Origin of the sequence: Halocynthiibacter namhaensis (assembly GCF_000812685.1) — a bacterium.
In the GTDB taxonomy this organism is placed as follows: domain Bacteria; phylum Pseudomonadota; class Alphaproteobacteria; order Rhodobacterales; family Rhodobacteraceae; genus Halocynthiibacter; species Halocynthiibacter namhaensis.
In genome coordinates this window covers 103,180-126,708 of sequence record NZ_JWIF01000056.1, presented here as the reverse complement: position 1 = coordinate 126,708, position 23,529 = coordinate 103,180, and the positions used below count along the sequence as shown (strand labels likewise).

The 23,529-nt window shown below is 53.1% G+C and carries 22 protein-coding genes, 1 tRNA gene, 1 pseudogene and 1 riboswitch; of the genes and pseudogenes, 14 read left to right on the top strand and 10 right to left on the bottom strand.

The annotated features are described in order from the left end of the window. Positions 1-147: 147 nt before the first annotated feature. Both RJ38_RS08610 and RJ38_RS08605 read left to right on the top strand, forming a co-directional pair. Positions 148-1,245, top strand: a complete 1,098-nt coding sequence (locus tag RJ38_RS08610; protein WP_039018446.1) for an alcohol dehydrogenase family protein — start codon at positions 148-150, stop codon at positions 1,243-1,245. Continuing rightward, positions 1,242-2,366, top strand: coding sequence for a mandelate racemase/muconate lactonizing enzyme family protein (locus tag RJ38_RS08605; RefSeq protein ID WP_039018445.1), 1,125 nt, complete (start codon positions 1,242-1,244; stop codon positions 2,364-2,366). Before RJ38_RS08610 ends, RJ38_RS08605 begins: the two co-directional genes overlap by 4 nt. Positions 2,367-2,384: 18 nt before the next feature. On the opposite strand, the gene RJ38_RS08600 is transcribed toward RJ38_RS08605, so the two are convergent. Then, positions 2,385-3,353: a LysR family transcriptional regulator gene (locus RJ38_RS08600; RefSeq protein ID WP_039018444.1), complete on the bottom strand. Its 969-nt coding sequence runs from the start codon at positions 3,351-3,353 to the stop codon at positions 2,385-2,387. Positions 3,354-3,476: 123 nt separating this feature from the next. Between RJ38_RS08600 and RJ38_RS08595 the strand changes: the two genes are divergently transcribed. Genes RJ38_RS08595 through RJ38_RS08580 form a run of 4 tightly spaced genes read left to right on the top strand, consistent with a single transcriptional unit; the run spans position 3,477 to position 7,254 of the window. Next, complete coding sequence (locus tag RJ38_RS08595; protein WP_039018862.1) at positions 3,477-4,811, top strand: aminotransferase family protein; 1,335 nt, start codon at positions 3,477-3,479, stop codon at positions 4,809-4,811. Positions 4,812-4,813: 2 nt separating this feature from the next. After that, positions 4,814-5,743, top strand: coding sequence for a 3,5-dioxohexanoate:acetyl-CoA acetone transferase (gene kce / locus RJ38_RS08590; RefSeq protein ID WP_039018443.1), 930 nt, complete (start codon positions 4,814-4,816; stop codon positions 5,741-5,743). Between the two features lie 3 nt (positions 5,744-5,746). Next, the gene (locus RJ38_RS08585; protein ID WP_039018442.1) at positions 5,747-6,775 is read left to right on the top strand and encodes a histone deacetylase family protein; all 1,029 of its coding nucleotides are present in this window, start codon (positions 5,747-5,749) and stop codon (positions 6,773-6,775) included. After that, entirely contained in the window at positions 6,772-7,254 is a 483-nt protein-coding gene (locus tag RJ38_RS08580; protein ID WP_052245302.1) for a thioesterase family protein, read from the top strand. Before RJ38_RS08585 ends, RJ38_RS08580 begins: the two co-directional genes overlap by 4 nt. Positions 7,255-7,287: 33 nt before the next feature. Here RJ38_RS08580 and RJ38_RS08575 read toward each other — a convergent pair whose 3' ends face one another. Next, complete coding sequence (locus RJ38_RS08575; RefSeq protein WP_039018441.1) at positions 7,288-7,908, bottom strand: FMN-binding negative transcriptional regulator; 621 nt, start codon at positions 7,906-7,908, stop codon at positions 7,288-7,290. 66 nt (positions 7,909-7,974) lie between these two features. Further along, a riboswitch (FMN riboswitch) is annotated at positions 7,975-8,118 on the top strand. Between the two features lie 74 nt (positions 8,119-8,192). On the opposite strand from RJ38_RS08575, the gene RJ38_RS08570 reads away from it, so the two are divergent. Next, positions 8,193-8,627 (top strand): 6,7-dimethyl-8-ribityllumazine synthase, encoded by a 435-nt coding sequence (locus RJ38_RS08570; protein ID WP_039018440.1) that lies wholly within the window; start codon positions 8,193-8,195, stop codon positions 8,625-8,627. A 56-nt stretch (positions 8,628-8,683) separates the two neighbouring features. On the opposite strand, the gene RJ38_RS08565 is transcribed toward RJ38_RS08570, so the two are convergent. The 4 genes from RJ38_RS08565 to dapF form a co-directional block, all read right to left on the bottom strand. After that, the gene (locus RJ38_RS08565) at positions 8,684-9,844 is read right to left on the bottom strand and encodes a trans-sulfuration enzyme family protein (RefSeq protein WP_039018439.1); all 1,161 of its coding nucleotides are present in this window, start codon (positions 9,842-9,844) and stop codon (positions 8,684-8,686) included. 64 nt (positions 9,845-9,908) lie between these two features. Next, positions 9,909-10,553, bottom strand: a complete 645-nt coding sequence (locus RJ38_RS08560) for a glutathione S-transferase (protein WP_039018438.1) — start codon at positions 10,551-10,553, stop codon at positions 9,909-9,911. A 42-nt stretch (positions 10,554-10,595) separates the two neighbouring features. Further along, positions 10,596-11,861 (bottom strand): tRNA (N(6)-L-threonylcarbamoyladenosine(37)-C(2))-methylthiotransferase MtaB, encoded by a 1,266-nt coding sequence (mtaB, locus tag RJ38_RS08555; RefSeq protein ID WP_039018437.1) that lies wholly within the window; start codon positions 11,859-11,861, stop codon positions 10,596-10,598. Next, positions 11,861-12,697: a diaminopimelate epimerase gene (gene dapF / locus RJ38_RS08550; RefSeq protein ID WP_039018860.1), complete on the bottom strand. Its 837-nt coding sequence runs from the start codon at positions 12,695-12,697 to the stop codon at positions 11,861-11,863. The genes mtaB and dapF overlap by 1 nt, the downstream gene beginning before the upstream one ends. A gap of 107 nt (positions 12,698-12,804) precedes the next feature. Between dapF and RJ38_RS08545 the strand changes: the two genes are divergently transcribed. The 3 genes from RJ38_RS08545 (at position 12,805) to RJ38_RS08535 (ending at position 14,602) form a co-directional block, all read left to right on the top strand. Next, a tRNA-Lys gene (locus RJ38_RS08545) sits at positions 12,805-12,880 on the top strand. 203 nt (positions 12,881-13,083) lie between these two features. After that, on the top strand, positions 13,084-13,314 hold the full coding sequence (locus RJ38_RS08540; protein WP_156121811.1) for a hypothetical protein: 231 nt from the start codon (positions 13,084-13,086) through the stop codon (positions 13,312-13,314). Between the two features lie 37 nt (positions 13,315-13,351). Next, positions 13,352-14,602, top strand: coding sequence for an aminotransferase class V-fold PLP-dependent enzyme (locus RJ38_RS08535; RefSeq protein ID WP_039018435.1), 1,251 nt, complete (start codon positions 13,352-13,354; stop codon positions 14,600-14,602). A gap of 75 nt (positions 14,603-14,677) precedes the next feature. Here RJ38_RS08535 and RJ38_RS08530 read toward each other — a convergent pair whose 3' ends face one another. Further along, on the bottom strand, positions 14,678-15,568 hold the full coding sequence (locus RJ38_RS08530) for a LysR substrate-binding domain-containing protein (RefSeq protein WP_039018434.1): 891 nt from the start codon (positions 15,566-15,568) through the stop codon (positions 14,678-14,680). A 113-nt stretch (positions 15,569-15,681) separates the two neighbouring features. Here RJ38_RS08530 and katG point away from each other — a divergent pair, with 113 nt between their 5' ends. The 3 genes from katG to RJ38_RS08515 all read left to right on the top strand — a co-directional run bounded on the left by katG (position 15,682) and on the right by RJ38_RS08515 (position 20,533). Next, positions 15,682-17,856: a catalase/peroxidase HPI gene (katG, locus tag RJ38_RS08525; RefSeq protein WP_039018433.1), complete on the top strand. Its 2,175-nt coding sequence runs from the start codon at positions 15,682-15,684 to the stop codon at positions 17,854-17,856. Between the two features lie 195 nt (positions 17,857-18,051). Then, positions 18,052-19,359, top strand: a complete 1,308-nt coding sequence (hslU, locus tag RJ38_RS08520) for an ATP-dependent protease ATPase subunit HslU (protein WP_039018432.1) — start codon at positions 18,052-18,054, stop codon at positions 19,357-19,359. Between the two features lie 88 nt (positions 19,360-19,447). After that, entirely contained in the window at positions 19,448-20,533 is a 1,086-nt protein-coding gene (locus RJ38_RS08515) for an alpha/beta hydrolase (protein ID WP_052245301.1), read from the top strand. 2 nt (positions 20,534-20,535) lie between these two features. Here the strand turns inward: RJ38_RS08515 and RJ38_RS08510 are convergent, their stop codons facing one another. From RJ38_RS08510 to RJ38_RS08500, 3 genes are all read right to left on the bottom strand, one after another. Then, the gene (locus RJ38_RS08510) at positions 20,536-21,150 is read right to left on the bottom strand and encodes a Smr/MutS family protein (protein WP_039018431.1); all 615 of its coding nucleotides are present in this window, start codon (positions 21,148-21,150) and stop codon (positions 20,536-20,538) included. Then, positions 21,147-22,139, bottom strand: coding sequence for a murein transglycosylase A (gene mltA / locus RJ38_RS08505; protein ID WP_052245328.1), 993 nt, complete (start codon positions 22,137-22,139; stop codon positions 21,147-21,149). Before mltA ends, RJ38_RS08510 begins: the two co-directional genes overlap by 4 nt. 93 nt (positions 22,140-22,232) lie before the next feature. Further along, positions 22,233-22,895, bottom strand: a complete 663-nt coding sequence (locus RJ38_RS08500) for a Tim44/TimA family putative adaptor protein (protein WP_039018430.1) — start codon at positions 22,893-22,895, stop codon at positions 22,233-22,235. 95 nt (positions 22,896-22,990) lie between these two features. On the opposite strand from RJ38_RS08500, the pseudogene RJ38_RS08495 reads away from it, so the two are divergent. Further along, positions 22,991-23,505: pseudogene (locus RJ38_RS08495) on the top strand (FxsA family protein). Positions 23,506-23,529 lie beyond the last annotated feature (24 nt).

Here is a 23,529-nt window from a genome sequence, read left to right as displayed (position 1 = left end):
AAGTCAATGGACAATATCAGGTTACACCCTCACCAATCTGCGCGGTTGAAGCCGGGATACGACAAAAAAAAGTCGCAGCGGATCTGGATTGCAAAACAAATCCACCTATTCTGAAACCAAAGTAACTGTATCGACAGGGGACGCAAAATGAATATACCAAAAGCAATGACCGGGGTTCATCTTGTTGGCCATGGCGGTTTGGATCAGCTTGTATATCGCACCGACATTGCGACGCCCACCCCAAAGGCAAATGAAGTTCTTATTCAAGTTGCGGCGGCGGGGATCAACAACACAGACATAAACACACGCATCGGATGGTACTCAAAGACGGTCACCACCGACACGGAAACAGGCGGCGCAAGCGGCTTTGAAGCACTTGATGACGATGACGCCAGCTGGTCCGGCGAGGCCCTAACCTTCCCCCGCATTCAAGGGGCCGATGTATGCGGTCACATTGTAGCCGTGGGCGAAGATGGCGATCCCGCGCGCATTGGTCAGCGTGTCTTGGTGCGCAATATGTTGCGCACCTACGTCGATTATCGGCCTTATGAATGCTGGACGATTGGTTCAGAAATGGATGGCGGGTTTGCACAATTTGTTGTGGCACCCGCGGCTGAAACACACGCGGTTGACTGCGATTGGGCCGATGCCGAACTCGCGTCAATTCCCTGCGCGTATTCAACTGCGGAAAACATGCTGCACCGGGCGGGGGTCCAGGCAGAACGCGTGTTGATCACGGGGGCATCCGGTGGCGTGGGCTCAGCGGCTGTGCAGCTTGCGAAACGTCGCGGCGCACATGTCATTGCGCTGACGTCCCATGCCAAACGCGAAGAGGTCTTGGCGATTGGCGCCGATGAAACGGTGGATCGCAACGCAGATCTGATCGCCGAACTTGGTGCAGGCAGCATCGACGTCGTGATTGATTTGGTCGCAGGTGATCAATGGCCCGTGTTTTTGGACCTACTGCGCCGTGGTGGACGTTACGCAACGGCGGGTGCCATCGCTGGCCCCATTGCACAAATCGATGTTCGGACGCTTTACTTGAAAGACCTCACGCTGTTTGGCTGTACCTTTCAAGAAGATATCGTGTTCGAAAACTTGATCTCCTACATCGAGGCTGGGGAAATCCGCCCGCTGGTGGCACAGACCTATCCCCTGTCTGAAATCCAGAAAGCACAAGAAGCTTTCCTGGCGAAAAAACACACAGGCAAACTGGTTCTTATCCCGCCTCAGGCGGTGTCATGAAGATTGCCCGGATAGAACTTTACCAAGTTGATCTTCCCTATAGCGGCGGTGTTTATCACCTGTCTGGCGGGCGCACATATTCCAGCTTTGATGCCTCAATCGTTCGGATTGTCACCGACAATGGCCTGGAAGGTTGGGGGGAATCGACACCTTTTGGATCCACCTATATTGCGGCTCACGCCGCAGGTGCCCGTGCCGGCATTGCAGAAATCGCGCCCCATTTGCTTGGACAAGACCCACGTCAGTTGGATCGGATCAATGACACCATGGATGATGCCCTCATGGGGCACAATCATGCGAAATCTGCAATTGACCTGGCCTGTTGGGATGTGTTCGGCAAATCCGTAAACATGCCCGTTTGCGCCCTATTGGGTGGCTCGACACAGATCCCCATGCCGATCATCTCATCTATCTATGCAGGCACCCCGCAAGACATGCGTGCCCGCGTGGCAGACCATCGCGCCCGCGGATATCTTGGCCATTCCATCAAGGTCGGTGCGCTAGACAGTGAAGGCGGCCCCGCATTGGATGCCGAACGCATCCGTTCCGCCCTCGCGGATCGGCAGCCCGGCGAATACTTTATCGTGGATGCCAACGGGGGTCTCATCCCTGAAACCGCGTTGCGCATGTTGAATATGCTCCCATCTGGGTTGGATTTCGTGTTGGAATCCCCCTGCGCCACCTGGCGTGAAACGCTTTCCTTGCGACAGCGATGCAACGTACCAATTGTGATCGATGAATTGGCCCAACAAGATGCGGATATCGCTCAGATCCTGGCCCAGGATATTGCCGATGGCATTGGGTTGAAGATCTCTAAGGCGGGCGGCCTAACCCACGGGCGTCGACATCGTGATATATGTCGATCTGCTGGGCTAAGCATGTCGGTGCAAGACACCGTCGGCTCAACCATCGCATTCGCAGCAATCGCCCATTTAGGGGCAACCGTGCCCCCACGGCTTTTGCGATGCATTCTAGACTGCCGCGACATGGTCACCTTAGAGACAGCGAATTTCGACGCCCCAGTGATAAACGGCGGCGTGCTTGCCCCAAATGCACCTGGCCTTGGGATCACAGTGCATCGCGACCTGATGGGCGCCCCTATTGATGCTTGGACATTATAGGCCAACATCCCGATCCTGTTAGGTCGGGATGGGATAGGTACGCTGAGACAAAGGCGTCGCGTTGATCCGCGCGGACATCATCTCGACGAACGCCATCTCTGCGCGGGACAATCGCGCAGATTTATGCAGCACCAAATGAACGTCAATCGCCAGTTCATCCGCAAACGGCGGCAAACGCCACAGCCTACCAGCATCAACCAATCGTTGCGCCACATGCACAGGAAGCGGCCCAAACCCAAGGCCGGCAACGATCATGCGCTGGGCCTCACCCAGATGCGAAGTATAGCCGATCACACGGTCATCAAGGCGATGCTGCGCGCGCAGCAAAGCGATGGGGCGTAAGGCGTCGCGCAACTGATCGGTTCGAAATGAAATCGACGTATGCCCAGCAAGGTCATCCAACGTTAAACTTCGCAGCCCGAACAAGGGATGGGTTGGCCCGCAATAGAACCCGAAATGCGACCTATATAGAGTCTGATACTGCAACATTTGATGTTTTTCATGGACCAGGCACACGCCAAGGCTGGCTGATTTCTCCAAGACAGCTTGCTGCACAGCCTTGCTTGACATCACCTCAAGGTCAAAGCTGACTTCGGGGTTTTCACCGTGAAAATCTGTCAGAATCTCGTCGAAGAAACTGCTTTCAATCCGGCTAAGCAAGGCCAGTTTCACCTTCCCGGTCACCACATCATTGGTGCTTTGCGTTGTTTGAATGGTTCGGGCAAGGCTGCCAAAGATATCAAGACATTCTTGGTATAAAACCTGACCGGCTGGGGTGATCCGAAAATGTGACGGTCCACGATCAATAAGCACCGTGTTCAAACGTGTTTCCAACCGTTTTAACGCCTGACTGACAGAAGGTTGACGCAGCATCAAACGTTTCGCAGCGAAGGTAATGCTGCCTTCCTGAACAATGAACATGAAGGTCCGCAGCAAGTTCCAATCCAGCTCACGGATCAATTTCTCTGGGTCGAAAGGGTCAGTCATAGATTTCACCTATGTCATTCATTGACCATATCTATTTGCGCTATGATGAAAACAAACGCAAGTTCCATCATGCAACACTTGCATTTGGCCGCTTCGCGCCCTTCTGTCACAGAGAGACACCCCGTGAAAAAATCAAATCTGTTCTATCAATCCCGTCAGCGCCGCCCCGAGGTCGACCGCGCTGAAGGTATCTATATTTACGGCAAAAATGGCACGCGCTATATCGACGGATCATCTGGCGCAATGGTGTCTAACATTGGGCATTCTAACCAAAATGTGCTGAAAGCCATGAAGGCCCAGATGGACAGCGCAACCTTCGCTTACCGTCTTCATTTTGAGAACAGCGCAGCGGAAGACCTGGCCAGCACTATCGCGGATCGCATGCCCGACGGTTTGAACAAAATCTTCTTTGTCTCTGGCGGATCAGAAGCGGTAGAATCATGCGTGAAATTCGCGCGCCAATGGGCCGTAGCTGCGGGTCAAAGCAGTCGTTGGAAGATTATTTCGCGTTTCCCATCCTACCACGGGTCGACCTTAGGGGCCCTTGCCTTGACCGGGTATGGGCCGCTTAAAGATGCGTTTATGCCCCTGTTTAAGGATATGCCAAAGATCCCTGCCCCGACGTGTTATCAAGATCAGGACAATCTTTCCGATCACGAACGCGGGCTGAAATACGCCGAGATGCTGCGCGATGAAATTATGTCTCAGGGGCCAGACACGGTGCTTGCCTTTGCAATGGAACCCGTTGGTGGTGCATCCACAGGCGCGTTGGTGGCACCAGACAGCTATTACAAACGTGTGCGCGAGATTTGCGATGAATTCGGCGTTCTATTGATCATGGATGAAGTCATGTCTGGCGTCGGTCGTACGGGCACGTTCATGGCCTCTGAACATTGGGATATTCGCCCTGATCTGGTTGCGGTTTCCAAAGGTTTTGCAGCAGGTTACGCCCCGCTTGGGGCGATGATCGCGGACGAAAAAATGGTCGAAACTGTGTTGGATGCGGGCGGCTTCGCCCATGGCCACACCTACGCCGGTAACCCGTTGGCTTGTTCGGCTGGGCTTGCCGTTTTGAACGAAATCGACCGGCTTGATCTGATGGGCAACACCCGCGCCATGGGGGATGTGTTGATGTCTGGGCTGCGTGATTTGATGTCACGTTACGAATTCATTGGGGATGTGCGTGGCAAAGGCTTGCTGACGGCCTTTGAGATGGTGTCCGACCGCGACACGATGAAACCGCTGCCCAAAGATTTGAACGCCTATGACCGCTTTGTTGAGATCTGCTATGAGCGCAATCTCATCACCTATTCACGACGGACCCGTGGGGGCATTGACGGCGATCACTTCCTGATTTGCCCCCCGATGATCGTGACTGAAACGCAAGTCAGCGACATTCTGAACATCCTTGATGACAGTCTGGCTGTCTTCGCCCGCGAAAACGGCCTGGAGGCCTGAACATGCCACGTAAAATCATCCTCACCTGCGCTATCACGGGCTCCATTCACACCCCCAGCATGAGCCCGCATTTGCCCGTCACCCCGGACGACATCGCCACATCCGCGATTGAGGCGGCAAACGCCGGTGCTTCCGTCTTGCACCTGCACGCGCGTGACCCGGAAAATGGCAAACCCAGTTCCGACATTGATGTGTTTCGTCAGTTCCTGCCGCGCATCAAAAATTCGACCGATGCCGTGATCAATCTGACCACTGGCGGATCATCCCAAATGACCGTGGAACAACGCCTTTCCGCCCCAGCTGAGCTCGCCCCAGAAATGTGTTCCCTTAATATGGGATCAATCAATTTTGGCCTGTTTCCGATGAAAGATCGTTACAGCGATTGGAAACATGATTGGGAAGAACCCTTTCTTGAAAACACCCGCGATGTGGTTTTCAAGAACACCTTCCATGACATCGAAACCGTGTTCAAAATGCTTGGGGATGGTGGTGGTGCTAAGTTTGAATTCGAATGTTACGACGTCGGTCACATCCAATCCGTGGCCTTTTATCTAAAGCAAAACCGCATCCAAGCGCCTGTCTTTTTGCAATTCGTTATGGGCGTTCTGGGTGGTATTGATGCCAGCCCAGAAAGCTTGATGATGATGAAAGAAACGGCTGATCGCTTGCTTGGGGATCAATATCAATTCTCGGTCTTGGCGGCGGGGCGTCAACAAATGACGCTGGGCACTATGTCTGTCATCCTTGGTGGCAACGTGCGTGTCGGATTGGAAGACAGCCTGATGATTTCCCGGGGTGAGCTGGCCGTCAGCAACGCCCAACAGGTCACCAAGATCCGCACGGTTCTGGAAGAATTGGGCTATGAAATTGCAACACCGGATGAGACGCGCGAGATGCTGCAACTCAAAGGTGCCGATAAGGTAGGATTTTAAGCGATGAAAGTTTTCACAGATCAAACCCATCAAGCCCTTCATGATCCCAGCGGCTATCTGGTTGATGGCGTCATGCAACCCAACCCAGAACAGCCCGAACGCCTAAAGCGGTTACTGTCTGGTGTTGCTGCCGGGGGGCATGAAGTGATCGCGCCAAAAGATCATGGGCTTGCCCATATTTCTGCTGTGCACTCACCCGCTTATGTCAAATTCATCTCGACAATTCATCAACGGTGGCGTCGCAATCCCAAGGCCGCGCCCGAAATCTTTCCAAACATCCACCCAGATCGCCGCACTGCCAGCTATCCAGAATCCGCCATTGCCCAAACCGGGTTTCACGTGGCCGATATGTCTTGCCCCATTGGGGAACACACATGGGAATCAGCGCGTTGGTCCGCCCATAGCGCAACATCCGCCGCCATGGCTGTCGAAGCCGGTGACAAAATGGCCTATGCGCTTTGTCGCCCACCAGGTCACCATTGTTTCAGCGATCTTGCGGGGGGGTTTTGCTATCTGAACAACAGCGCAATTGCCGCGCAATATTTGCGAAAAACCCATGACCGCGTTGCCATCATCGACGTTGATCTACACCACGGCAACGGCACCCAAGGCATCTTCTATGAACGCAATGACGTTTATACATTGTCCATTCACGCCGATCCCGCACGCTTTTACCCCTTCTTTTGGGGACACGCCCATGAGATCGGCGAAGGGGCAGGGCATGGGTACAACCTGAACATCCCCCTGCCCCGTGGCACCAAAGATGAAGGGTTTATGACAGGTCTTGCCAATGGTCTTGCCCATGTCGAAGCCTTCGCGCCCAGCGCCATTGTCATCGCGCTTGGGTTAGATGCCTATGAAAACGACCCCTTTGGCGGCTTATCTGTCTCAACCCCTGGGTTTGCGAAGATGGCTGGGATGCTTGCGGCGTTGAACCTGCCCACGGCGATCGTCCAAGAAGGCGGATATCTCTGTGATGAACTGGGCGACAACTTGCAGTCCTTCCTATCTGGATTTGAGGCCAACGCATGAGCGACTGGATCAGATCAAAGACCCGCAGCGTACCCAAGGATTGGATCGACTATAACGGTCACATGAACTTGGCCTACTATGTCATGGCCTTTGATCATGATCTTGATGATTTGCTTGATCATAAAATCGGTGCAGGGCCAAGTTTCAGCAAAACCCACAATCAAGGCCCCTTTGCCCTGCAAAACCATCTCCATTACCTGGATGAGCTTTTGCTGGGCGAAGAGTTTTACTGCAAATTTCTGATGTTAGATGGCGATGAAAAGCGGGTCCATGTGGCCGGATCAATGCATCGCGCCAGTGATGATGCCGCCGTTTGTGTGATGGAACAAATCTTGATCAATGTGGATCACAGCACCCGGCGCTCCACCAACTATCCGCAAGATATTATAGCCCGGATCGCTGCACTGGTTGAAGACCATCGCGAGATTGAACGCCCTAAGCAAATCGGCCGCCCCATAGGCCTGCGAAAGCCACGCTAAAGATTGAAGGCACCTGTTAGGCGGCCCCAAGCGTCAATCTCTGGCAGACCGCATAAGTTGGGCAAGCTGCCCAACATCATTGCCAAAACCGGCCCTATCCAAACCGTCTGCCGCACCTAAGCGGGCGGTTTCGCCTTTGTTTTGTCCAAGCTTCCACGTCCCGTCAACGGTTTCGATCTTTAAGCGCACAGGCACGATCATCCGCAACATGCGCTCAAATGCATCGGGCGTAACCTTATCATTTTTCCAGGGGGGCTTGGGCAAAAGGCGGGCCTCAAAATGTGCTGTCAATTCATCCAAATGTGGCTTTAAGTCACCCGCATCGCGCAAGTATAATTCACCGCGCAAATGCACTGCGACATAGTTCCAGGTCGGAACCTGATCCTCAATTCCATACCAATCCGGCGAAATATAAGCGTCAGGCCCTGTCACCGCGATGACCGCCTTTTGCGGTTCCGCCAAGGCGCGTACAATCGGGTTTGATCGCACAAGGTGAAGATCGGCAAAACCGCCGTCTTTCGACAGGATAAACGGCACATGCGAAATCAACGGTCCATCGGCACCGTTCACAGACAGCACACCAAAGCCGCGATCCCGCGCAAGGGTGATGTTTTGGTCATTGGGTGTCTGGCGAAACGCTGGATTTGGATGCATGACGGTTTCCTTTCATACAAAGTCGTAGGTGGGGATTGAACCCGATGCAACCCCGCGCCATATTCACCTTGTTCTCAGGGCGGGGTGTAATTCCCCACCGGCGGTAAGTGGGGTAACCCATAAGTCCGCGAGCGGCCCATCTGATGGGTGTCAGCAGATCCGGTGTAACTCCGGAACCGACGGTCATAGTCCGGATGAAAGAGAACGCGTGCAATCTTTGGGAACCCCCGGGGAAAGTGCGTGAATGCCCTGGGTGACGTGTCTGAACCTGAAGGAGCCAAACCATGACACACACCCGTTACGCCTTTATCAAAGCCAATTGGCATGCCGATATCGTTGACCAAGCCCTAAAAGGGTTTTGCGAATTGATCCCGGCAGACCAAGTTGACGTTTTTGATGTTCCTGGCGCATTTGAAATGCCGCTTGTGGCGAAAGACCTTGCTGAAACAGGGCGTTATGGCGCGATAGCCTGTGCCGCCCTTGTTGTCGATGGCGGCATCTATCGCCATGATTTCGTGGCCCAGGCCGTGGTGGATGGCCTCATGCGCGCGGGAATGGATACGGGCGTGCCCGTTTTATCCGTTTCCCTGACGCCGCATCATTTCCAGGAAACTGAACACCACATGGCGATTTATCGCGAACATTTCGTGCAAAAAGGCCGCGAAGCCGCGTCAGCCGCCCTAATGATCGGCAAAACACGCGCTGCACTGGCTGCTTAATCACAAAAGGCCGGGCGCGATATACGGCTCGGCCTTTTGCTTAAAGCTTTGATATATTACGCGTTTGCACGCGCCAATGCTTGTTCGAAATCATAGATCAAATCATCCGCATCTTCGATCCCGATGGACAGGCGCAACAGGCGTTCATGCACGGGAAAGCCTTCGCCCGACACGGTTTTGCGATGCTCAACCAGGCTTTCAACCCCACCCAAAGATGTTGCGGGATAGAACAACTCGCAGAACCGCGTCGCATCAATTGCAGTTTGTTCCGTGCCCTTCACGATGATCGACAGCATGCCGCCGAATTGACCGTCAGTCTGACGCTTGGCGATCTCATGGCCGGGATCGGTTGGCAGACCTGGGTATAAAACGGCCTCGACATGTTTGTGGTTCTGGAAATGCTTCGCAAATGCCATGGCGTTGGCGCAAGATTTCTCGACCCGCAGGAACAACGTCCGCATGCCGCGCACCAAAAGCCAGGCATCAAAAGACTGCAAAACAGTGCCCTGAAGCTTGCGCACCCAGAAGATATCTTCCCAGTATTGGCCGGTTTCACGCACCGACAAAACGCCAGCAGTGATGTCGGAATGGCCGTTCAAATATTTCGTCGCAGAATGGAATGAAATATCCGCGCCAAAGTCCAAAGCGCGGGTCATACAGGGCGGGGTGCCCGTGCAATCCGCCATCAATTTCGCACCATGGGCGTGGGCGATTTCAGCGACGGCTTTGATGTCGGTCACTTCCCAATTCGGGTTGTTCGGGGTTTCGATCCAAACCAATTGCGTTTCACCAGGTTTCATCGCGCTCTCAAGCTCATCGAGATTGCCCGCCGTGTACCAAGAAACCGTAATGCGCTTGTTTTTCTCATACATTTGAAGCTGCTGCAGAACGCCGTGATACATCACCTCGGGCGCGACCACATGGGCACCTGTCGGCAAATGTTCGATCACAGCGGTACAGGCAGACATGCCAGACGAGAACAAAAGCGATTCTTTCGCCCCTTCCAATTCGGCAATAATGGCCTCGGCGTGGCCCGTGGTTTGACTGCCGTCGCGGCGATACCAATAAGGTTTGCGCACCTCGTAATTTTCGTCCCGCGCATAGGTCGCAGAGGGCTGGATCGACGGCACAACCGCGCCTGTGCCTTCTTCGATAAAACGCAAGGCTTGGGCGACGCGGGTGGTCAGAGAAGGTTTACGATTGCTGTTTTCTGTCATGATCTGGTCTCCTTATCGGCAAGCTAATCTGCAAAGCCTGTCGGAAACCATAGATAAAGCGACGTCAGCCCGGTGTTTTTGGGCAAAAGACTATTATTTCATCACCTTGTTGCCATGTCGGGTATTTCCCCATGATCGCCGCAAATAGGTTTGAGGCTTTAAACGCGTCCAGCCAGCGTATCAGATCAGGCCAAGGCTGCGCATAAAACCAATCTTGGTCCACATGGGCAAACTGGCGTACAAAAGTGACAATCGCCATATCTGACAGGCAGGGGTTTTCGCCATAAAGATATGCCTGCCCTTGCAGCATTGTATTCAGTTTGCGCAGGAAATCGGCACCTTTTTCGCGTTCATCATCTGTATCGGCTTCAGGATGGCGGCTGCCGTATTTGTAGCGATCAAGTGCCGATTTAAACGGCCCGTCGCTTTGTGCAATCAACGCATGCCCTTCCTGAGGCATATCCAGCCACCCCTGCGGATCATGTTTGGCAAGCGCCCAATGCATAACATCTAGGCTTTCCTCGATCACATGCCCCGCATCAACCACCACAGGCACGGTCCCCTTGGGCGAGGCTGCTAGGAATTCAGGGGCTTTGTCGCGCAGAAGGATTTCACGCAATTCGCATTCAATACCCGCCACATGAATCGCAAGACGTGCGCGCATGGCGTAGGGACAGCGGCGGAAGGAATAGAGGATAGGGCGGGTCATCAGAATTATGCCTCCGGCGGGAGTATTTGTAGCAAGATGAAATCAAGTCAGCAGTTGTTTGCCATTGTTGCCCGTGATGTGCGCAGTCACGATTTGCCCAACAGGTTGATCAGCGTCAAAACACACCTCAGTGAACTGTTCAGTACGCCCCATACGCGGATTTTCCATTAGGATTTTGGCGGTTTTCCCATGTTGTGCCGCGAGGTGGGTTTTCACCTGAAGGTCGCCCGCGGCGCGCAGCCGGGCCGCACGGGTTTTGATCACATTGCCGTTCACCTGATTGGGGATTTTCGCGGCAGGCGTACCTTCGCGTTTGGAATAGGGGAAGACATGCAGCCAAGTTAGATCACAATCTTTCACCAATTTCAGCGAGTTTTCAAAATGCGCATCGGTTTCGGTTGGAAAGCCCGCGATGATATCCGCGCCAAAGGTCATATCCGGGCGTAGTTTTTTCGCGTCTTCACAGAAGGCAATCGCATCATCACGCAAATGACGCCGCGCCATGCGTTTCAGGATCAAATCATCGCCATGTTGCAACGAAAGATGCAGATGCGGCATCAAGCGTGGTTCGGTCGCGATGGCTTGCATCAGATTGTCATCGGCCTCAATGGAATCGATGGATGAGATCCGCAAACGCGCCAGATCAGGCACCAGTTTCAAGATCCGCATCACCAGATCACCCAAACGCGGCGTCGCGGGCAAGTCTGCCCCCCAGGACGTAAGATCAACGCCCGTCAGGACGACCTCATTATACCCCTGATCGACCAATCGCTTGATCTGATCGACCACAACACCCGCCGCCACGGATCGGGAATTGCCGCGACCATAGGGGATGATGCAAAACGTACAGCGGTGATCACAACCATTTTGGACCTGCACATAGGCGCGCGACCGCGTGCCAAATCCGTCAATCAAATGCCCGGCGGTTTCAGTGACCGACATGATGTCATCGACCAGAACTTTTTCACTTTTGCCAATAAAATCAGGGCCAGACAGTTTCTGCCAGGTCTCAGGTTGCATCTTTTCCGTGTTGCCCAGAACCAGATCGACCTCATCCATATTGGCAAAGGTTTCGGGTTCTGTTTGCGCGGCGCAACCGGTAACGATCACTTTTGCATCGGGGTTTTCACGGCGCAAACGGCGGATTTCTTGGCGGGCTTTGCGCACCGCTTCCGCTGTTACGGCACAAGTGTTCACCACCACGGCACCGCCAATGCCGGCCTCTTCTGACATGGCTTTCATCGCCTCGGTTTCATAGGCGTTCAGGCGGCAACCCAGTGTCGTGAATTTTAGATCAGATGTGGTCATCAGAGTGCACTCAGAAATTCTTCACTCATCGTGCCATCAAACACATGCGTGGCGGGGCCCGTCATCCAGACACCATCGTCGCGCCAGTCAATCTCAAGCCAACCACCATCAAGTTCCATCTTAACCTTCTTATCAGTCAGGCCCTTTTGATGCGCCACAACCGCGGCCGCACAGGCGCCAGAACCGCAAGCAAGGGTGATTTCACCGCCACGTTCCCAAACCCGCATGCGAATTTCGTCCCGCGCCCGGATTTGCAGGAACTCAACATTCGTACGTTGGGGGTATAAGATATGATGTTCCAGAGTTGGGCCAATTGCCCGTAGATCCACTGATTCTATATCATCTACAACAAACACCATATGCGGATTTCCCATGCCACAGGCACCTGGCGCACCCTTGATTGGCAGGTTCATCAAGTCGTCAACGGCGTGAGACAGGGGCACCTGATCCCAGGTCAATTGCGGATGGCCCATATTCACGCTGAACAAATCATCGTCCACGCGCATGCCCGTTAAAACCTCATGACCTGTGAAGAATCGAGCTGTATCACCGCCAGTTTCTTCAAGGATAAGTCTGGTAATACAACGGCTTGCATTGCCGCATGCATCAGCGCGCGACCCGTCAGAGTTCCAAAATTCAACATCCAGATCAGCTTGATTGGATTCACGAAGAATCACCAATTGATCAAAGCCCACGCCAAAATAGCGGTTCGCAATAGCCTTGGCGCGTTCCGGCGTCATGACATCGGGCCCATGACGCGTATCAATGACGACAAAGTCATTTCCCAAGCCGTGCATCTTACGAAACGGTAAACCGGCGGTGTTTTTCTGCTGCATATCCATGGCTTCCGTATAATCTGAAAGAAAAAATCATGCCAGAGACGGATTTTCAAAGATTCCTCCTTGACCCCGTCGGCTCGCAACCTTAAACGACCCGCAAGTGAGGGCCCTTAGCTCAGTTGGTAGAGCGGCTGACTTTTAATCAGTAGGTCACTGGTTCGAACCCAGTAGGGCTCACCATTATTTGAAACCACCATGTCTGAGTAATACTCGATATGGTGGTTTTTTAATTCTCTATTCAATTCGATACCTTGCGTGGCCCGCTGCGAACTAGCCTACAAATTTACATTCATTTGACGGCACGTTTCTCTCGATCATAATGACCCGCTCGAACTGTAAGTACAGGATACTGAGTCTCCCCCTTTAAAGTGGTCCGCCCCTATGTGACGAGTGATGAATACTACAACGCACACGTCACCCAGATGCTCGGTGATCGCAAACCGGATTTGCAGCGCACGCCAGAGCGCGAAGCACTTTTATTAGGCATGATATTGCGTGCAGGCTTGATCAATTCGGCCCATGGCATCATTGATGATAGTGTCGATGGTTTCCCACGTGACAGCCACATAGGCATTGCTGAACTCTGTCGGGAGATTGTCACCCGCGCACCATAAACATGCACTTTGAATATCTGCTTACAGGACGAGAAAAATGATCCAGAATAACCCCGATCTGATCAAGGCAATCCGAGATCAATTCGCCCATGTGGACAACTGCCCGTTTCAAGGAGATCGTATTTTCTTTGAAAACGCAGGCGGTGCATTGACGTTGAAAACCGCTGTTGGGACCTCTTCAAAATATGCGGCGATCCCGGATAATCAGGGGCGTGACAACCCAGCGGCACACGCGCTTGTGGCAACGATTGACAAAGCCAAAGCCGATATGGCGGTCTTGATGAACGCGAAGTCGGGTCAATTCTTTGCGGGTGAAAGCGGCACCGAACTGCTGTTTCGTTTGATCCGCACAGCCTGTGTGAACGCGCCCAAAGGTGCGAAAGTGATCGGGTCATCGATTGAACACCCCGCAAGCCGATCTGCGGCGCGCCGTTGGTCTGATATCGCAGGTCTTGACTATGTGAACGTGCCACATGATGACGCAACGGGCCTTGTAACCGCTGCCGCATATACCGCGTTGATGACGCCGGATGTGGCGGTTGCGACGATCTTGCATGCGTCACCCGTCACCGGCATGGGCATGGATGTTGCGGCGATTTCCAAAGCGATCCGTGCGGTTTCCCCTGATTGTATAATCATTGTGGATGGCATCCAACACGCGGCCCACGGTCAGATGGACCTAGAGGCCTACAACGTCGATGGTTACGCGATTTCGCCTTACAAAATGTTCTCGCGTCATGGGTATGGCATTGCCTGGATTTCCGACAAGCTGTCTGCCCTGCCGCATGATATGTTGATCGATGCGGCCCCCACAGGTTGGGAATTTGGGACACGCGACACGGGCGCATATGCAACATTGTCTGATGTGGTCAGCTATTTTGATTGGCTGGGGGGTGAGGTTTCCAATGAGGTCGAGCCGCGCAAACGGATCGAGGCCGCCGGGCGTGCGATCCACGCCTATGAAACCCATCTGACCAACGCGATGATCAATGGCACAGGCAACCTTCCGGGCCTGCGCGACATGGATCACATCACAATTCTGGCTGGTGCCGATAATGCGGCCCGCGAAGGGCTTGTGTCGATTGTGGTGAAAGGTATGGCATCCCCTGATGTTGTGACCATCCTGAACAATCAAGGCATTCGCACCCACACGCGCAAAGCCGATCATTACAGTGGCAACGTGCTTGACCCGCTTGGTCTGCCTGATTGTATTCGCATTTCGCTGTGCCATTACAATACAGAAGCCGAAATCGCGCAGCTTTTGACCGTGTTGAAAGACCTCGCTTAGCAACAAAATGACATGCAGGCCTTCACGCATGACTTGAAGAAACCACCACATCTGGGCCCCTCGATGTGGTGGTTTTTAACGTTCCTGATGGGCCTGAAGCGTTTTGGCCAATTCAAAAAGTTGTGGTGCAAGTGGGTTGCTCTTGCGCCAAATCATCCCAACCTTGCGTGATGGGGCAGGGCGCGCGAATGTTGTCACCTCAACGCTTTCGGACTGCACCTCGAACGGAACGGCCATTTCTGGGATCAAGGTCATCCCCAGACCAGCCCCAACCATGCGCACCAAAGTGGACAGGGAACTGCCCTCCATCACATCGCGCGCCTTGACCCCACCGACATTGCAATACGACAAAGCCTGATCCCGAAAGCAATGCCCTTCCTCAAGCAATAAAAGCCGCATTTTCAGCAATTCACTGGGGCTTGGCAGAGGCATCTGCGCTTCCCGACCGTGTCTGACCAAAACGAATTCTTCTTCAAACAGCAAGAATTCTTCCAACAAGGGTTCAGACACGGGCAATGCGACGATGGCCGCGTCCAATTCATATTCCCGCAGCCCTTTCAAAAGCGTCTTGGTAACCGTTTCCCTAGGGATCACGTCCAACGTCGGGAAATTCGCGGCAAGCTTTTTCAGGATCTCTGGCAATAAATACGGGGCAACTGTCGGGATCACACCCAACCGCAACCTGCCGCTTAGCGGGCCTTTCGAAACGCGCGCCAGATCGTCCAACTCGGCCACGGCACGTAGAATGTCTTTCGCCCGCATGACAAAATTTTCACCGACAGGCGTCATCCGAAGACCGCGCGGAGACCGTTCCACCAGTGGCGTCCCAAGAGATGTTTCCAGCTCTTTTATTTGGATCGACAAGGCGGGCTGGGTGACCGCACATGCATCCGCCGCGCGCCCAAAATGACCGTGACGATCTAGCGCCACGAGATAGCGAAGCTGCTTCAAAGTAAAGTTGTTCATAATAATAATTTATCGGGAGGCACAAAAAATGCAATTGGATTTATCATCATCCCGCCGATAGCCTGATCTAGAGAGCCAAATAACAATAATAATATCAGCAAACGGAGTTTTTCATGACCAAGACCGCACAACAAGGCGAGGGCTGCCCGTTTCACCACGGTGGAAATACGACACTGTCAAAGCCCGTTACAAAGTGGTGGCCGAATGCGCTTAATTTGGACATTTTGCATCAACACGGCGCACCCACAAACCCGATGGATACCGATTTCGATTACCGAACTGCGGTGAGCCAGCTTGATTTTGACGCTGTAAAAGCTGACGTGCACGCGTTGATGACCGACGAACAAGATTGGTGGCCTGCCGATTGGGGGCATTATGGGGGTTTGATGATCCGGCTGGCGTGGCATTCGTCCGGGTCTTACCGTCTGGCAGATGGACGCGGCGGCGCTGGCTCTGGCAATATTCGATTTGCACCTCTGAATTCTTGGCCTGACAATGCAAGCCTTGATAAAGCGCGCCGCCTGTTGTGGCCGGTTAAGAAGAAATACGGTAACGCCCTAAGCTGGGCTGACCTTATCGTTTTATCTGGCACAATTGCTTATGAATCCATGGGGTTAGATACGTTTGGTTTTGGATTTGGTCGCGAAGATATTTGGAGGCCAGAGATCGATACATATTGGGGTTCTGAACAAGAATGGTTGGCCCCAAGTGAAGAACGCTATGATAATTTAGAAGACCCATCCACCTTAGAAAACCCATTGGCCGCCGTTCACATGGGGCTGATTTATGTGAACCCAGAAGGCGTGAATGGCAAACCTGATCCGTTGAAAACCGCCGCCCAAGTGCGGGAAACCTTCGCCCGAATGGCAATGGATGACGAAGAAACCGCCGCCTTGACCTGCGGAGGGCACACAGTTGGCAAAGCCCATGGCAACAACGACGGCAGCAACATCGGGGCCGAACCTGAAGGGGCCTCAATCGAAGCACAGGGGTTTGGTTGGGCCAATCCAGCGCAAAACGGCAAAGCATCCGAGGCCTTCACCTCAGGTATTGAAGGGGCCTGGACATCTGAACCCACAAAATTCGACATGGGTTTCTTCGATCTTCTGTTCGGCTATGAATGGGCCTTACAAAAATCACCAGCAGGCGCGTGGCAATGGGAACCCGTTGACATCAAAGAAGAAGATAAGCCGCTTGATACGTCAGATCCGTCCCTGCGCCGCAATCCCATCATGACAGATGCGGATATGGCAATGAAAATAGACCCGACCTATAATGCAATCTGTCAGAAATTCATCGCGGATCCTGCCTATTTCAAAGATGTCTTTGCCCGTGCTTGGTTCAAACTGACACATCGGGATTTGGGCCCGAAATTATGTTATATTGGCCCTGACGTTCCGCAAGAAGATCTCGTTTGGCAGGATCCGATTGCACCGGGTAACGCGACCTATGATGTCTCTGCGGTGAAGGCCAAAATCGCAGCCAGTGGCCTGAGCAACGCCGAGATGATAGCAACCGCTTGGGACAGCGCAAGGACCTTCCGCAGGTCGGATAAACGCGGTGGTGCCAATGGTGCCCGCATCCGACTTTCGCCTCAGAAAGATTGGCAAGGCAATGAACCTGCGCGCCTCGCCAAAGTGTTGAACGCGCTTGAACCCATCGCAACAGAGGCCGGCGCATCCATTGCTGATGTGATCGTTCTTGCGGGCAATATTGGCCTTGAAGCCGCTATCGCGGCAGCCGGGTCGAATATCGCGGTTCCCTTTGCCCCTGGTCGTGGTGATGCAAGCGATGATCAAACCGATGGCGCATCTTTTGACGTGCTTGAACCTCTCGCAGATGGGTTTCGCAATTGGCAGAAAGCCAAATATGCAGTCAGCCCAGAAGAAATGATGTTGGATCACGCCCAATTGCTTGGCCTCACGGCGCAGGAAATGACCGTGTTGCTTGGCGGCATGCGTGTGCTGGACGTAAATCACGGCGGCGGGCAGCACGGTGTTTTCACTGACCGCCCAGGTGCCTTGACGCCAGATTTCTTCGTTAATCTAACCGATATGGCCTACAGCTGGCACCCGGTTGACGGCACGGACACTTATGAAATCCGTGATCGAAAGACTGGGGTCGTGAAATGGACAGCTACCAGCGCCGATCTGGTGTTTGGGTCAAATTCCATTCTGCGCGCCTATGCCGAAGTCTACGCCCAAGATGACAATGCGGAAAAACTAATTCGCGATTTTGTCTCGGTTTGGACAAAAGTCATGCAAGCCGACCGATTTGACCTTGCCTAAGCACATCAACGCCTTCGCCATCACCCGGTGGCGAAGGCATATTGATCAGCGTGTTTACTTTTTTGGCCGCTCTCAATGCATTTTTTGCCAGTTCGTTTATTCTGGGTTCAGATTCTGCGTGAATTAATGCATATCGTACCTAAGTATTAGGCAATCACCCTTGCCACCTTTTGAGATTGCGACCCTGGAGCCTGAATGACCGACTTTACCCCCCGCGAAATCGTTTCCGAACTTGACCGTTTTATCATCGGCCAAAATGACGCCAAACGGGCCGTTGCTGTGGCTTTACGCAACCGTTGGCGCCGCAAGCAGCTGCCTGACGATCTGCGCGACGAAGTCTACCCAAAGAATATTTTGATGATCGGGCCCACAGGCGTTGGCAAAACCGAAATCTCGCGCCGTTTGGCGAAACTGGCACGTGCGCCGTTTCTGAAGGTCGAAGCAACCAAATTCACCGAAGTCGGGTATGTTGGCCGAGACGTTGAACAGATCATCCGTGACCTTGCAGATGCCGCGATTGCTCAGACACGCGACCTTATGCGCGAAGATGTGAAAACCAAGGCCCACGAAGCCGCAGAAGAACGCGTTTTGCGCGCCATCGCCGGCGAAGATGCCCGTGAGGCGACGATTGAAATGTTTCGCAAGAAGTTGAAGGCGGGTGAACTTGATGACACTTTGATCGAACTTGATCTCGCTGATACATCAAGCCCAATGCAGGGCTTTGACATTCCAGGACAGCCGGGTTCAAGCATGGGCATGATGAACCTAGGTGACCTGTTTGGAAAAGCGATGGGCGGGCGCACAACACGGCGCAAACTGACCGTTTCCGAAAGCTATGACACTTTGATTGGCGAAGAAGCTGACAAGATGTTGGACGACGAAACCATCACCCGTACGGCCCTTGAATCCGTTGAACAAAATGGCATCGTCTTTCTGGATGAGATCGACAAAGTGGCTGTTCGTCAAGAAAGCCGAGGGGGCGATGTTTCGCGCGAAGGTGTGCAACGTGACCTGTTGCCCTTGATCGAAGGCACAACTGTGTCGACCAAACATGGCCCCGTCAAAACGGACCATATCCTGTTTATCGCATCCGGCGCGTTCCACATCGCGAAACCGTCAGATTTGCTGCCAGAATTACAAGGCCGCTTGCCCATTCGCGTTGAACTGCGTGCCCTAACAGAACAAGATTTCGTCCGCATTTTGACCGAAACTGACAATGCTTTGACCCTGCAATACACCGCATTATTGGGCACCGAAGGTGTCACCGTCACCTTCACAGATGACGGCATTGCGGCGCTTGCAAAGATTGCTGCGGACGTGAACGAAACTGTCGAAAATATCGGTGCACGTCGGCTTTACACAGTGATTGAGCGTGTATTCGAGGACCTTGGCTTCACCGCCCCAGACCGCAGCGGCGAAGAGATCACGGTGGATGCGGATTTCGTCGAAGCAAACCTTGGCACATTGGCGAAATCCACAGATCTGTCGCGCTACGTGCTGTAAATTGACATCAAGTTTCGGTTCTAAAATCAGATGAACCTTGGTTTTATCTATGTTAATCTGCGGACAAGTTTAGTTTTAGCAGGTTAACATGCGATCCATTTATCTTCTGATTTTTCTGGCCCTCACGGCCTGTTCCCCACGGGTAACACAGATCAATGTTGTCCCTGGGCAGCTCAAAAATCACACCATCCCAGTGTTTTTCGCCACAAGCCGCAGCCCAGATTTCACTTTGCGATACGGAAGTGATCGCAGCGAGGTCACGGGATATGGGCAATATGATATTTCCATCCCACCCAACCATGTTACGGGACAAATTGAGTGGCCCAAACGCACGCCTGATGCTTTGAAACATTTTGTTGCGCGCAGTGAAAATCTATTCTCTTCCCCACAAGAGTTTAGCGAAAAACTTGCCCGGGAACTTCGTCAAAAACCGCGTGGGGAACGCGATGTCACGATATATGTGCATGGGTTTCTGAACAGTTTCGCGGACGGCATCTATCGCACGGCACAACTGTCCAATGACTTTGGGAATCCAGACGTATCGGTACATTATTCTTGGCCCAGTGCCGCGCATCCGCTTGGCTATATTCACGATCGGGATTCCGTGTTGTTTGCTCGTCGTGGCCTAGAAGAGTTAATCAATCAAGTCGACGCTGCGGGTGCCGACAGTGTCTCGCTGGTGGGCCATTCCATGGGGGCCCTTTTGTCGATGGAGGTCCTGCGCACGATGGCCATCCGCGACAATCGGGAAATGCTGCGCAAGGTTGGTGGCGTCTTCTTGGTTTCGGCAGACATCGACGTTGATGTTTTTCGCAGTCAGCTTCAAGAAATCGGCGCGCTTCCCGATCCATTTATTTTGATAACGTCAGAACAAGACCAAGTGTTGCGACTGTCTGCTTTTGCGACGGGGTTGAAGCAACGCGTGGGCTCTTTGGGCAACCCAGATGAAATCGCCGACTTTGACGTGACCGTCATCAATACCAGCGATTATTCCATCCGGGGTGGGCATTTTAATGCGGGGAACTCTGCCGAATTGATCACGATTTTACAGCGCATGCAGGGTACAATTGACAGCCTTAGCGATGGTCAGAATACGCGTACGGGCATTGTACCCGGTGCCGCGATATTGGTGCAAAATGCCACGCAAATTCTACTTCCGGGGATCGGGCAGTAACATTAGCGACGTCGGCGTAGATACACATACCAAGCACCGCCGCCGCCGTGTTTTTTATGGGCTTCGACGATCTGTAAAACGGCCCCATTCAGCGCGCCACTGTGCAACCACTGTGGCACTTGATGGCGCAGAATTCCGATGCGTTCCGGGATTGGGCCACCCGTGTCACGATCTTTACCCTTGCCCGTAATCACCAGCACCAAACGCGCGCCATTCGCATGGGCATCTAGGATAAAACGGTTCAAAATAGGATGCGCGCGGTTCAACGTCATGCCGTGCAGATCAAGTCGCGCTTCTGGCACCATTTTACCCCGCTTTAAACGGGTGAAGTTCTTTTTGTCCATCTGCAACGCGTGACCCGCAACCTGCTCGCTGATCGAGGGCGATATGACATGGCCCGCAGATTTACTGCTGGCGCGCTCTCCCAGTTTAAACGGCATAATCGGGTCGCGCGGCTTGGCGGGTTCACGGATTTTTTTGACTGGATCAACGGAAAGATTTTCAATCGGGCTTTCACGCAGAACTGACTTTTTCAACGGGTTCGCGGTGTCAGCCACCTTATTCCAAAGCGCTTCTTCTTCGGGACGCAACCCGCGCCCACCATGTTTGCGTTTCATATGTCCCCCTCCGGAACCTTTTGAAATGCAAGGGTAATTGGCAACAACACAACCATCCGACCACGATCACGAACCTGGCCTGCGGCGCGCCCGGCCAGATCCCCAGACCCATAAAAGATATCAGCGCGTTGCGCCCCTTTTATCGCAGAACCCGTGTCCTGCGCCACCATCAAGCGCCGCAGCGGATCACCGCCCTCTTTTTCAATCCAAACCGGCGCGCCCAACGGCGTGTAACGGCGATCAACGGCAACTGTGCGCATGGTCGTGACAGATCGGTTCATCGCACCAAGCGGGCCCTTATGGGATGGAACATGTCGCAATTCGCGGAAATATACAAAGGACCCGTTATGACGCAAAAGTTCGGCACCATCGACAGGGTTTCGACGCACCCAATTGGCGATAACACCCGCAGAAACTTGGTGACGGTTGTAAATGCCGCGGCGGATCAATTCTTGACCGATAGACCGATATTCATGCCCGTTTGCACCAGCATATCCAACACGAAGCACGCTGCCATCTGTCAGGCGAACACGTCCAGATCCTTGAATTTGAAGGAAAAACAGTTCAACTGAATCATCAACCCAGCAAATCTCAAGCCCACGCCCATTCAAAGCACCGGTTTCTTCCAGTTGACGTCGCGACAAACGCCGCACAGAATTATCACGCGGTAGGCTGTAAATCGGGAAACGGAAACGCCCGGTGCGGGCGCGCGAACCGGATAATTCAGGTTCAAAATACCCCGTGAACAACATGGGTTCACCATCTTCGATCAGCACAGGGCGGAAGAACATCTCGAAGAAGGTTTGTGCAGAAGATTGATCCATCGGGCGCGATTTTGCCAAGGCACAAATCGCTTTCCACTCGGGGTCTTTCAAGTCTCCGCAGGTTTCTAAAAATGCAGAAAAGGCTTCTGCATGATTGTCTTCTTGCCAACCATCCAACTGATTGAAAGGTAACAAAGAATAGCGTTCTTCAGACTGTGCAGTCATTCCCAAGATCACCCAGATAAATGCCGTAAACAGGACATATCGTATTTCCCGAAGTCTCACGGCATTCATCCACTTGCTGCGTTTGTGCCGCTATTATTCGCCCGTGGCGACCAGCTTCCAATTTGGGTTCTCTGATCCCATTTCATGGGCAAAAGTCCATGTATCACGCTGGCGTTTTACAGTTGTTTTATCGCCCTCGATGATGTCACCACCACGATCACGAACAACCGAGGTCAGCTCGCCGATGACACGCACGGATATCTCGCCTACGCGCGTGGTGCTGTTAAATTCAGCGCCAGCAATCGCGATTTCACGGATGCCGATGAAATCGGCCTCAATGGTCAGGCCTTTCAGTTCGCGATCCGTCACAACTTCGGCGAAGGTCTCGTACACGTCAGGTGCCAAAAACGGTTTGATTTGACCAAGATCGCCCCGTTCAAACCCCATCAAGATCATTTCATAAGCACCACGCGCGCCACCGATGAATTCTGTAACAGAAAAACTAGGGTCGGCGGCTTTCATCGCGGCCAATGTGTTGGCCTCGGGGCTGTTTTCTTCCACGTGATCGGTGATGTCACGATCAGGGCCGCCTTCAATCACTTCAAAATTATGTTCCACCTGCCTGCTGGTATCGGGGCGTGGCATAGGGGGTTTTTCAAAACCCTCGCGTGTTCCAAGCACGGAACGCAGTTTTAGAAAGAGAAAAATGGCAACTCCGGCAAGAACCAGAAGCTGAAGTGAAGATGAATCGTTCATGAATACCCTCAAAAGGATGGAAACATTTGTTGTTGATACATATGTAGGTGTTGGGTGGGCGCAAGTCCACCGAAGCTAACGAAAGGATTGCCCATATGTGGCTGTTTGTTGCGTTTATTGCGGTTCCGCTGATAGAAATCGCTTTGTTTATCCAAGTTGGGGGGGCGATTGGCCTGTTTTCCACCTTGGCTGTTGTCGTGGTTACTGCCGTTCTGGGCACTTGGCTTGTCCGATCTCAGGGCGCGCAAGCGATGGCGCAACTGCGGGGGTCCTTCAATGAAATGCGCGACCCAACTGAACCTCTGGCCCATGGCGCGATGATCCTATTTGCGGGTGCACTTTTACTAACGCCTGGCTTTTTCACCGATGCCATTGGTTTTCTTCTACTTTTCCCGCCATTTCGTACTGCTGCGCTGAAATATCTAGGGCGCGCGTGAAAATGCAAAGCTTCACCATGGGCCAACATCCAGGCGCACATCCGCGTTCACATCCAACACATGCGTCAGCTTATGATGATGTCGTGGATGGTGAATATTCCGAGGTGCAACCAGATACACCACAGATCCAAACCCCATCAGATAATCCGTCAGGTTGGACCAAAGATCAGTGACGGTTGTTCCCCGGCTGATCGCCT

Coding starts and splice junctions, on each gene's coding strand:
- RJ38_RS08610 (WP_039018446.1), top strand. CDS start 148: ATGAATATACCAAAAGCAATGACCGGGGTTCATCTTGTTGGCCATGGC.
- RJ38_RS08605 (WP_039018445.1), top strand. CDS start 1,242: ATGAAGATTGCCCGGATAGAACTTTACCAAGTTGATCTTCCCTATAGC.
- RJ38_RS08600 (WP_039018444.1), bottom strand. CDS start 3,353: ATGACTGACCCTTTCGACCCAGAGAAATTGATCCGTGAGCTGGATTGG.
- kce (WP_039018443.1), top strand. CDS start 4,814: ATGCCACGTAAAATCATCCTCACCTGCGCTATCACGGGCTCCATTCAC.
- RJ38_RS08585 (WP_039018442.1), top strand. CDS start 5,747: ATGAAAGTTTTCACAGATCAAACCCATCAAGCCCTTCATGATCCCAGC.
- RJ38_RS08580 (WP_052245302.1), top strand. CDS start 6,772: ATGAGCGACTGGATCAGATCAAAGACCCGCAGCGTACCCAAGGATTGG.
- RJ38_RS08575 (WP_039018441.1), bottom strand. CDS start 7,908: ATGCATCCAAATCCAGCGTTTCGCCAGACACCCAATGACCAAAACATC.
- RJ38_RS08570 (WP_039018440.1), top strand. CDS start 8,193: ATGACACACACCCGTTACGCCTTTATCAAAGCCAATTGGCATGCCGAT.
- RJ38_RS08565 (WP_039018439.1), bottom strand. CDS start 9,844: ATGACAGAAAACAGCAATCGTAAACCTTCTCTGACCACCCGCGTCGCC.
- RJ38_RS08560 (WP_039018438.1), bottom strand. CDS start 10,553: ATGACCCGCCCTATCCTCTATTCCTTCCGCCGCTGTCCCTACGCCATG.
- mtaB (WP_039018437.1), bottom strand. CDS start 11,861: ATGACCACATCTGATCTAAAATTCACGACACTGGGTTGCCGCCTGAAC.
- dapF (WP_039018860.1), bottom strand. CDS start 12,697: ATGCAGCAGAAAAACACCGCCGGTTTACCGTTTCGTAAGATGCACGGC.
- RJ38_RS08535 (WP_039018435.1), top strand. CDS start 13,352: ATGATCCAGAATAACCCCGATCTGATCAAGGCAATCCGAGATCAATTC.
- RJ38_RS08530 (WP_039018434.1), bottom strand. CDS start 15,568: ATGAACAACTTTACTTTGAAGCAGCTTCGCTATCTCGTGGCGCTAGAT.
- katG (WP_039018433.1), top strand. CDS start 15,682: ATGACCAAGACCGCACAACAAGGCGAGGGCTGCCCGTTTCACCACGGT.
- hslU (WP_039018432.1), top strand. CDS start 18,052: ATGACCGACTTTACCCCCCGCGAAATCGTTTCCGAACTTGACCGTTTT.
- RJ38_RS08515 (WP_052245301.1), top strand. CDS start 19,448: ATGCGATCCATTTATCTTCTGATTTTTCTGGCCCTCACGGCCTGTTCC.
- RJ38_RS08510 (WP_039018431.1), bottom strand. CDS start 21,150: ATGAAACGCAAACATGGTGGGCGCGGGTTGCGTCCCGAAGAAGAAGCG.
- mltA (WP_052245328.1), bottom strand. CDS start 22,139: ATGACTGCACAGTCTGAAGAACGCTATTCTTTGTTACCTTTCAATCAG.
- RJ38_RS08500 (WP_039018430.1), bottom strand. CDS start 22,895: ATGAACGATTCATCTTCACTTCAGCTTCTGGTTCTTGCCGGAGTTGCC.